The following is a 9,342-nucleotide window of genomic DNA, read 5'->3' as shown; positions in this document are numbered from 1 at the left end:
GTCCGTGGTCGATGAGGTGGTGGCGGGCGACGCTGGTGAAGATGTCGAGCACCCGGGGGGCGCTGGGGGCGGGGCAGGCGCGTAGCTCGGGGTAGAGCGGGATGTTGGCCAGCTCCGCTGCTTTCATGGCGGTGCGGATCTCGCGTTCGATGAGGGCTTCGGTGAGCAGGGCGAGGAACTGGCAGAGCAGGAGGGCTTCGATGCGATGGGGGGTCTTGAGGTAGACGGGGGCAACCTGTTGGGGCCCTTTGAGCATGTGGTTGCGGCGCTCCAGGTTCGGTTGGTAGCGGTAGGCGGCGAGGACCTCGTCGGGGGTCATGGCCGTGTCGTTGGTGATGAGCGGGAAGCAGCCGTCGCTCGCCGCGTCTTTGGCGACGACGTCTTCGTTGACCTGCCAGGCGACGCGGTGATGGGTGCGGGTGAGGCGGCGGTAGCGGGTGTTGGCCCCGGGCCGGCCACGCTTCTCTTGCCGGTAGGTCTCCTCGGTGGTCTCGGTGACGGTGAAGCTGACCCAGCGGGTCGCGCCGGCGGCGTCGACCGCCGCGGTGGCGGCGGCCTCGACCGCGGCGATAGTGCGGATGCGGGTCTTGGGTGAGGCGAGGCGCCCGTTGAGGTCATCGAGGCCGGCGATGGCGTTGGCGATGCGGGCTCGGCGGGCTTCGGCGTCTCGGTTGATCTTGGTCGACGAGCGCACCCAGATGATCCGGTAGCCCTCCGCTGAGGGTGAGCGGGCGGGGGTGGTGTGGAACACCTCGTCGACCTCACCGTGGCGGCGGCCCGGGCGGCGGTGCGCTTCGGTCCAGTCGGGGTCACCGCCCCAGAGCCAGTCGCGGAACTCGGCGTCTTCTTTGCGGGTGCGGGGCAACACGGTCACGAACCGGCCGCCGTTGCGGTGAATGTGGTCCATGGCGGCCCGGTTGGCCAGCTTGCAGTCCGCGACGTAGAGGAAGTCGGGCCGCCCGACCAGGGCCCGCAGCTCGTCCCAGGTGGGGATGTGGGTCACGTCATCAGCGGTGTTGCCGTCCTCGGTGCGGTACGCGATGGGCACCGCCCCATCGGCGGTGACGGTCAGGACCCACAGGAGCTGCTTGAGGTCGGGGCGGTGGTCCTTGTTGTGGCCGTAGGTGATCGCCGGGCTCGCCTGCCCAGCGTGGGGGCCGCCGGTGGCGCCGGTGTAGGCGCCGGAGAAGGTGATGGTGGTCGAGTCGTTGTGGAGCTGGGAGACATCGAGGTCGAAGTCGCGGATGACACCGAGGACCACCTCGGTGATGAGGGTGGCCCGGTCGGTGTCGAAGAGCCGGTCGAGCATGCGGCCCACCCGGTCGTCGTTGAGGACGTCGGCGTCCCCGGCCGAGAGCCCCAGCAGCGCTGGCTGGTAGGGGGCAGCCCACTCGCCGAGGGCGTAGAGCGGCAGGTGGCCAACGATGAGGTTGCGAACCACGACGCCGATCACCGTGGCTGGTGCGAGGCGCAGGCGCCCGTCGTCGGCCGGCAGGTGACGCTCGAGGCGTCCGGACAGGCCGATGCGGTGAAGGAAGTGGTTCACGACCGGCAGCGGGCCGAGGGCTTCGCTGGTGAGCTCGAAAGGGCCGGGGACGGTCATCGGGCTTCCTCCTTGACGTCGGCGTCCTTGTCGGTCAGCATAGATGCTGACCGATCATCGACCGGGGATGCCTGAAGGACCGAGATGCCCACCCGACTCGACATCTACGAGCGCAAGTACCGGGCCCTCGCCGCCGAGTTGGCCGAGATCGGCTTCATCAGCCCCGGCAGCCTGGTGTCGCGCACAACCTCCTGCGGCAAGCAGGGCTGTCGCTGCGGGGGCGACCCACCCCAACGCCACGGCCCCTACTACCAGTGGAGCCGCGCCATCGCCGGCAAGACCGTCAGCCGCCGGCTGAACGAACGCGAAGCCGACCTCTACCGGGACTGGATCGCCAACAAGCGGCGCCTCGAACGGATCGTCACCGAGATGGAGAAGATCTCAGCAGCAGCCGGCGAGATCCTCCTCCGTCAACCAGCCACGCCCAAGCCACCAGGCCGGGCATGACCGTGACCAGGGGAAGTGGGGGGCCAAAACGTCATCGAGAAGTGCGGAACGTCAGGTGAAGGAGACGAGAACGATGGCCAACTACTCCCGCTGGGACGATGTCAAGGGGCGCCGCCGCGCCCCGTCCGAGGAGGTGCGCACCGCGGTCGGCCAGGACCTCGATCTCGGTCAACTGATCTACGACCTGCGCACCGAGGCCGGTCTCAGCCAGCGGGCCCTCGCGGAGCGCATGGGGACAACTCAGTCGGTGATCTCCCGCCTCGAGGAGGGGGGCGGCGCCCGGAACCGGCTCGACACGCTCGCTCGGGTCGCGGCCGCCCTCGGTCGCCACCTCGTCGTGTCGTTCCCCGAGGAGGTCCCGGCCCGGCTCAAGGACGCCGTCCAGGTTGCCTGACCTGCGACCGTCTCTACCGGTACTACTCCGGTACTAGAACTGGGCGGAACCACGGCGACCGACCGACTGGGCCGGGCAGATCCGCAGGTCACGGACCGGTGTGGATCCTCGAACAGCCTCGGGTTGCGAGTGACATGCGGAGGTTGACCTTCCCAGGCGCTCTCCTCAGCGGGTCATCCGCCATCATGGGAGACAGGCGAGACCGAGCCAGCGGCGGTACGCACGGACGAGTCGGGTCAGCATGTCAGCGCGCTCGGCGGGCCAACGGAACCGCACAGGGCACCGCCGACACCGAACTGCGCAGCCCATCAGGAACTCGGATCTTCTTTGGCAGCCAGACCCTAGACGTGCACCGGGAGGTCTGGGCGTCGGTTGAGGTACCCGGAGAAGCAACGGACACCGCAGTCGATCACCGTCTTCGGTGGCGCGTGCGTCAGGCGGTGACGCCGAGGCTTCGGGCCAGGGCTCCTTGGGCCTGTGCGCCGACAACGAGGAGGAGCAGGTCGAGCGGCACCGTCCCGATGCCCGTGGGCGTCGAGGACGGGTGCGTCACCGCAGCTTGAGGCGCCACGAGGTAGCACCGGCCTTCGAAACGAGGGTGGCGTTCCATGAACGCCCGCAGGCCGGACCGGCTGTGTTGGGGTGAGGATCCGATCTCGAATGCCAACGGTTTCTCAGGGTGGTCGAACACGAGGTCGACCTCGTACTTGCCGTCGCGCCAATGGTGGAGGCGAACACCGAGGTGAAGGGCGAGGGAGCGGAGCGTGGCCGCGACCAGGTTCTCCAACAGGGTTCCGAGCTCGGCTGGGTCGTCGAGGGGTGCGAGGCCCCGTTGGAGTGCGGCGTTCCGGATGGCGCCATCGACGAAGTAGAGCTTTCGTCCCCGCTTTTGGACAGCGGACTCCCGTCCGGAGAAGTTGGGAAGGGTGAAGACCAAGAAGGCTTGCTCCAGATAGGAGAGGTAGCGGTCGAACGTCGGTTGTGACAGCCCGAGGTCGCTGCAGATGTTCGACGGCGAGAGGATGCCCGTGATCTGCGCGGCCAGGACGTAGAGGAGGCGTTCGAGCATCATGGGGTTGTCGACGCCGAACGACTGAGGGATGTCTTTGTAGATGGCGCGTTCCACTGCGTCACTCCGAAGGACCTGCTGTGACTCGAGCAGCCGCCCCGACTCGTCCTCATCAGGTCGGCCTCGGGTCAAAGTGAGCAGCTCCGGGAAACCGCCGACGAGCATGAAGATCCGTCGCCACGCCGCCAGGCCTTCGCCGCCGCGTTGACCTTGGGACAACGAGTCCAGGCTGTCGGCCAGGGTGTTCCCGACAACTGGGGCCTCCCCCTGTCCGATGAGGTCGAGAAACTCCGGGAAGAGGTACGGGGTGAGGTGCTGCTCGGACCACCGCCCGACACCGCTCTCCAGTCGGCGTTCTCGGAGCGCTGCGGTCGCGCTCGAGGTTGCGGCGATCCGCACCGGCCACCCGTCGTCGAAGAACGTCTTGAGCCACAGGTCCCATCGATCGGCGTAGACGACCTCATCGAGCATCAGCAGGACCGGCTGGCCGGGGGTGGCCGCAGTTGTGGTGAGGACGGCTCGCACCAGGTCGTCGAGGCTCTCCTGCAGCAGAAGCGGGTGGTCGAGGCGCATCCACCAGATGCGATCGGGGTTGACACCAGCATCGAGGAGGTGCTGCACCGTCTGGTACAGCGCGGTGGTCTTGCCCACGCGCCGGGGCCCGAGGATGAGCTGGAAGCGATGCGGCTCGTCGCGGTGAAGTCGTTGCCAGAGGAGCGAGGCGAGCGATCGTTCCACGGGACGAGCGAGGGTGGCCGGCACCTTGCCCGTCCGATGCCACGGGTTCTGCTCATCGAACACGCGTTGCAGGTCCTGGGGTCCAGGGCGCCAGACAGCCAACGTGGATCTCCTTCAGTGAGGCTTGTTCGTGCAGTATGCCTCACCACATGAATGCTAATCGCCAAACAACACACGTGGACGCCCTCGGACGGAGGTTTCTGGCCGCTTCTGTGAGTGGCAGAGCTCCTGGCCGGGCGTGGTCGGACAGGGACATGAGGCGTGGCGAAGGGCTTGGCGCCGAAGGGCCGCTGCTGGCGGTCAGCCTCTGGGCGTGGCGCACCTCGGTGTCCCGGCAGGGTCACCGATCGAGTCGAGACCTACCGGTGGGCGCGCACTGGGACTCCGGGCAGATCGGAGGAGGCGGTGGCATCGGCGGTGACGACCGTGCGCTCGGAGGCCTTGGCGGTCGCGGCGATGATCAGGTCGTGAGCACCCCGTGGCTGGCCTTGGGCGCGCACCTCGACGAGCAGCTCGGCGTGGGCTTCGGCCACGTCGAGGTCGTAGTCGATCACGGGGGTGCTCGTCACGATGTCTTCCACGAAGGCCGCCCTCGCAGCCTGACGCGCACCGGTGGCGAGGTGGACCCCGACGCGCAGCTCGGCGACGGTGACCGCCGCGATGGCGACATCGTCGTCGTCATCGATCACACCGTCGGGGTCGTGTCCGCCTCGCTCGGCATCGACCAGGAAGGTGGTGTCGAGGAGGAGCCGGGTCACGTCCGATCGTCGATCTCGACGAGGGCTCGGGCCTCGGCGAGATCGTGGGTCCACGCCGGGTCGACCTGGTGGCGCCGCAGGGTTGCCTTGGCGTCGGCCCCCCGGCCCCGGCGCATGGGTTCAAGGTGGGCGATGGCCTTGCCCCGCCGGACGATCGTGAAGCGCTCGCCCCGGTGCTCGATCCCGTCGAGCAGGTCGGCGAAGTTGCGGGCGGCGTCGGTGGCGGTGATCTCAGGCACGAGATCAGATTATCAGATCGACAGCGGCCGACAGGTCGTCTCCGCCTGGGGGTCGCTGGCGCCGGTGAAGGAGCGGGTGACGAAGGGGGAGGTCATGGCGGCGAGCAGGGCGCGGTAGCCGAGCCCGAAGCGCACCTCGGACCCGATGGCCGGTCGGGCGGCGCCGGCGTCGAGGACCAGGTGGTCGCTGCTGGCGCCGAGGATCCTCAACCCGTCGGGGGCCACCAGCCCGTCGGGGTCGACGTCCTGGCGGCCGAGGGCCAGGATCACCCGTGACGTCTCCTCCCCGTCGGCGAGGTCGACGCCCGCATCGCCGGGGACCCGTTCGTCGGGGCAGGCGCCCGCAGGGCCGAAGGCGGTCTCGCCCCGTGCACCCCACGGCCGACCCGGCTTGACCTGCGACTCGATCACCTCGGCGACCAGGGTGAAGGCGTCGGTGTGGAGGCCCTCGATGGGCTGGCGTCCGAGCGGCTCTCGGCCGAGGAGGATCGACTCGCCGAGGCGCAGGTCGGTGACCCGCCCGACATCGGGGGACCCGAGGGCCCAGTCGAGGGTGGCCGAGTTCCCGCCCGACACGATGTCGAAGGCCATCCCGCAGCGGGCCTCCAGCGATCTGACCAGCCGCGAGAGCTCGGCCATGTTCGTCCCGTCGGGCGTGACGCCGCTCTGGCAGGCCAGGTTGGTACCGATGCCGCGCACGACGATGTGCGGGAGGCGGAGCGCGTGGCTCACCGCCGCCTCGAGGTCGGCGGCCAGGATCCCCTCGCGGAGGTCGCCCAGCTCGACCATGACCACGACCCCGTGGGGCCGCCGCTGCTCGCCCGCGGCGATCGACATTGCGGCGATGACGTCGGGCTCGGTGTTGAGGCTGACATCGGCGTGGGCGACGACCCGGTCGACCTGGCTGAGCATCGGTGACCGGATCAGGGTCATGGGCGCCGTCACGCCGGCGCTGCGCAGCGCCTCGAGGTTCTCGACGCGCGACTCACCGAGCGACGCGACCCCGGCGGCCAGCAGCTCCCGGGCGACCTCGGGCGAGCCGAGGGTGGCCTTGGTGACGCCGGTGACGCCGATGCCCCGCTGGGCGAGGCGCCCGACGAGGACCTCGGCGTTGTGGCGGACCTGGTCGAGGCGGATCTCCAACCTCGGCGCGGTCATGTCGTGGCGGTCATGTCGTGAGGGCGAGCTTCCGTTCCAGCTCGGGGAAGGCGCCCAGCACCATGTCGACCAGTCGGCCCGGCGAGCGGGTCAGGGCATCGGTGGCGGGGATGCCGAGCTCGCCCTCGTACCGGGCGATCGCCGCGGTGACCTCGGCGTCGGTCATGTTCTCGTGGTTGAGCGTCAGCCCGATGACCCGGGTGTCGGCGAAGGTCTGGATCAGGTTGATCTCGCTCGCCGCGGTCGGCATCGGGACGTGGGCGAAGTCGCCGAGCTTCGTGCGGTTCGGGGCGTGCTGGAGGATGACGGCGTCGGGCTGGCTGCCCCGGAGGATGAAGCTCGACGTCAGGTAGGCGGGGTGGCTGAGCGCCCCCTGGCCCTCGATGACGATCACGTCGGGGTGCTCGCCCTCGAAGGCCTCCACCACCGTGGCCTCCATCTCGCCCGAGCAGAACTGGCACGGGATCGCGTCGAGGGCGACGCCGTAGCGGGCGCCCTGGATGAGGCCGGTCTGACCGGTGCCGACGAGGACGGCCTTGGTGCCGCGGTCGTTGAGCGAGCGGGTGAGGATCGTGGCCGTGGTGCGCTTGCCGATGGCTCCGTCGGTGCCCAGCACCGCGATTCGCGGACAGGTGACCGTTGCGATGCGCCCGCTGAACATGCGGAGGTCCTTCTTGCCGCGCGGGCGGCGCACGTCGAGGATCTCCACCCCACGGGCGGCGGCGGCCGCGGCGAACTCCGGGTCGTCGTTCAAGAACTCGTGGAGCCCGTTGACGATGCTCATGCCGAGGGCGATGGCCTCGAGCACGATGCGCCGCTCGGTGGGCGAGAGCAGGCCGCTCGAGGGGGCCATGCCGAAGATGAAGAAGTCCGGGATCCGACCCGCCACCGCAATGGCGTCGGCCAGATCGGTGCAGATGGGGACCCCGTTCGGCTTGTCGCCGAGGACCTGACCCGCATCGAGCCCCGACTTCTCACTGTCGATCACCGAGAGGATCTCGTAGCGCTCGGAGTGACGGACCAGCCCGTTGGCCGTCTTGCCGTCGATGGCGCCGAAGTTGGCCTCGCAGTAGACCACGGCGGTCGAACCGGTGTGGGGGGCTGGCGACATGTCGCTCCTCGAGTTGTCTCAGAGGAGTCGACGGATTGGGCCCGGCCGCGGGCGGCCGGAGATCAAAGAGGGTCCCCACCAAGGGTGTGAAGGACCAGACTACCGCACCGGCGGACCCGGTCCCCCGTCCGCGGTCGGGCCCGAACGGGACCGCGGAGGAGCCCGACGGGCCCGCCGCGGCCGGAGGGCACGGGGGGTCTCAGCTCGATCCGCCGCGCCGGGGCCGCCGCCCACCGTCGAAGATCGGGGTCAGACCCAGCAGCTGGGAGACATCGACACCATCGGCGAACGCGACCCCGCCGGTGCGCTCGAAAAGGCGGGCCGGACCGGTCACCCTGGCGGTCTCGCCGGTGACGCGCAGCCACGACCCCTCGTACATGGCGAGGACCGGGCAGTGGTTCTCCTCCAGGAACTCGGTGATCCGATCCTTGCGGCTCTCGCCCATGAACGTGGAGCCGGGGTCGCGGTCGACGTAGTGGAGATTGATCTGGAACGGCACCAGGCCGAGGGCAGCGAAGCTCGGCGGGAGGCAGATCGGCATGTCGTTGGTGGTGCGGATGCTCGGGCAGGCCACGTTGGTCCCCGCCGACGCGCCCATGTAGCGGGTCTCTCCGGCTCGCACGCGACGGCTCAGTCCGCCGATCACGTCGAGCCCGTAGAGGGCGTCGAGCAGGCGGAAGCTGTTGCCGCCGCCCATCATCACCACGTCGGCCTCGAGGATCGCCCGCTCCGGGGCCCCGGAGCGGTGAGCCGAGGTGACCTCGACGCCGAAGGTGTCGAACGCAGTGGTGACCCGCTTCGCGTAGTCGTCCCAGTCGGCCAGGGCGTAGGGGACGAACGTGACCCGGTCGCCGGCCGCCACCTGGGCCAAGGCCTCGGCGGCGTGGGTGAACGTGGTGCTGCCGTGGTTGGTGGAGTTCGACAGCAACAGGAACTCCATCGCTCCCATGATGGTGGGGTCACCTCGGCTCCCACCCATCGGGCGACCGGGCCCACCCCACCGCCGTCCTGGACATGGGCCCGCACGCGGAGGAGCCCGGGTCCGAAGACCCGGGCTCCCTCCTCGATCACCAGCCTCCCGGTCAGGGGCGGCTGCCGTCAGCGTCGGCTCACGCCGGGGGCATGAGGACGGTGTCGATGATGTGGACCGTGGCGTTGGCCGTGGTCACGTTGCCGCAGACGACCATGGACTCGCCGTTGATGGTGATGGTGTCACCCTCGGCCGCGATCTCGGCGTCGTCACCGTTGAGCATGGTGAGGGTGTCCTCGCCGGCCAGAGCCTCAGCGTCGAGCATGCCATCGGCATACACGTGGTAGGTGAGGATGTCGGTGAGGTCTTCCATCATCTCGGGGTCGGTCATGAGACCCTCGGCGACGGCCGGGTCGAGCTTGGCGAAGGCGTCGTTGGACGGGGCGAAGATGGTGTACTCCGCCTCGGGGTCGTTCAGGGCATCGACCAGCTCGGCCGCAGTCGCAGCGTCGACGAGGTCGGACAGGACCGGGTTGCTGCTGGCGGCGGTGCCGGCAGGATCGTCGGCCATGCCGGCGCTGCTGCCCTCACCGTCGGCGGGGATGGCGGAGCACGCCTCGCCCACCGGCTCGGCGACCTCGCCGCTGGGCTCTTCCTCGGTCATGCCGTCTTCCTCGGTCATGCCCTCGGTCTCGGTCTCGGCTTCGGTGCCGGCCTCGGTCTCGGTGTCCTCTTCGCCGGTGGCGGCGTCGCCGGCCTCTTCGGTGGCGTCAGCGACGGTGTCTTCCTCGTCGTCGCCACAGGCGGCGGCGATGAGGGAGAGCGCGGCGAGCAGCGCCACGAGTGTCATCCAGG

General features: G+C 69.5%; 10 protein-coding genes. 2 read left to right on the top strand and 8 right to left on the bottom strand.

The genetic code is table 11. From position 1 onward, the window contains the following. Positions 1-1,603: IS1634 family transposase (locus tag VNL12_RS16005; RefSeq protein ID WP_325595943.1), on the bottom strand; the 1,603-nt coding region annotated here is incomplete at its 3' end. Between the two features lie 84 nt (positions 1,604-1,687). Here VNL12_RS16005 and VNL12_RS16000 point away from each other — a divergent pair. After that, positions 1,688-2,050, top strand: coding sequence for a DUF6788 family protein (locus tag VNL12_RS16000; protein WP_325595942.1), 363 nt, complete (start codon positions 1,688-1,690; stop codon positions 2,048-2,050). Between the two features lie 73 nt (positions 2,051-2,123). Continuing rightward, positions 2,124-2,444 carry a helix-turn-helix transcriptional regulator gene (locus VNL12_RS15995; RefSeq protein ID WP_325595941.1) on the top strand — a complete coding sequence of 107 codons (321 nt, stop codon included), beginning with the start codon at positions 2,124-2,126 and terminating at the stop codon, positions 2,442-2,444. 433 nt (positions 2,445-2,877) lie between these two features. Here VNL12_RS15995 and VNL12_RS15990 read toward each other — a convergent pair whose 3' ends face one another. The 7 genes from VNL12_RS15990 to VNL12_RS15960 form a co-directional block, all read right to left on the bottom strand. Continuing rightward, positions 2,878-4,251 carry an ATP-binding protein gene (locus VNL12_RS15990; protein WP_325595940.1) on the bottom strand — a complete coding sequence of 458 codons (1,374 nt, stop codon included), beginning with the start codon at positions 4,249-4,251 and terminating at the stop codon, positions 2,878-2,880. A 359-nt stretch (positions 4,252-4,610) separates the two neighbouring features. Next, positions 4,611-5,009, bottom strand: coding sequence for a PIN domain-containing protein (locus VNL12_RS15985; protein WP_325595939.1), 399 nt, complete (start codon positions 5,007-5,009; stop codon positions 4,611-4,613). Continuing rightward, complete coding sequence (locus VNL12_RS15980; RefSeq protein ID WP_325595938.1) at positions 5,006-5,248, bottom strand: hypothetical protein; 243 nt, start codon at positions 5,246-5,248, stop codon at positions 5,006-5,008. Before VNL12_RS15980 ends, VNL12_RS15985 begins: the two co-directional genes overlap by 4 nt. A 12-nt stretch (positions 5,249-5,260) precedes the next feature. Next, positions 5,261-6,406: an alanine/ornithine racemase family PLP-dependent enzyme gene (locus tag VNL12_RS15975; protein WP_325595937.1), complete on the bottom strand. Its 1,146-nt coding sequence runs from the start codon at positions 6,404-6,406 to the stop codon at positions 5,261-5,263. A gap of 10 nt (positions 6,407-6,416) precedes the next feature. Continuing rightward, positions 6,417-7,517 (bottom strand): DUF1611 domain-containing protein, encoded by a 1,101-nt coding sequence (locus tag VNL12_RS15970; RefSeq protein WP_325595936.1) that lies wholly within the window; start codon positions 7,515-7,517, stop codon positions 6,417-6,419. A gap of 199 nt (positions 7,518-7,716) precedes the next feature. Next, positions 7,717-8,457, bottom strand: a complete 741-nt coding sequence (gene pepE / locus VNL12_RS15965) for a dipeptidase PepE (protein ID WP_325595935.1) — start codon at positions 8,455-8,457, stop codon at positions 7,717-7,719. A 169-nt stretch (positions 8,458-8,626) separates the two neighbouring features. After that, positions 8,627-9,337 (bottom strand): fasciclin domain-containing protein, encoded by a 711-nt coding sequence (locus VNL12_RS15960; protein ID WP_325595934.1) that lies wholly within the window; start codon positions 9,335-9,337, stop codon positions 8,627-8,629. Positions 9,338-9,342: the final 5 nt, after the last annotated feature.

It is taken from the genome of Iamia sp., from assembly GCF_035575815.1.
In the GTDB taxonomy this organism is placed as follows: Bacteria; Actinomycetota; Acidimicrobiia; order Acidimicrobiales; family Iamiaceae; genus Iamia.
This window is presented reverse-complemented; position numbering and strand designations above follow the sequence as displayed.

Excerpts from the sequence above, each read along its gene's own strand:
- VNL12_RS15975 (WP_325595937.1), bottom strand. The coding sequence starts at position 6,406 with ATGACCGCGCCGAGGTTGGAGATCCGCCTCGACCAGGTCCGCCACAAC.
- VNL12_RS15970 (WP_325595936.1), bottom strand. The coding sequence starts at position 7,517 with ATGTCGCCAGCCCCCCACACCGGTTCGACCGCCGTGGTCTACTGCGAG.
- VNL12_RS15995 (WP_325595941.1), top strand. The coding sequence starts at position 2,124 with ATGGCCAACTACTCCCGCTGGGACGATGTCAAGGGGCGCCGCCGCGCC.
- VNL12_RS15960 (WP_325595934.1), bottom strand. The coding sequence starts at position 9,337 with ATGACACTCGTGGCGCTGCTCGCCGCGCTCTCCCTCATCGCCGCCGCC.
- VNL12_RS16000 (WP_325595942.1), top strand. The coding sequence starts at position 1,688 with ATGCCCACCCGACTCGACATCTACGAGCGCAAGTACCGGGCCCTCGCC.
- pepE (WP_325595935.1), bottom strand. The coding sequence starts at position 8,457 with ATGGAGTTCCTGTTGCTGTCGAACTCCACCAACCACGGCAGCACCACG.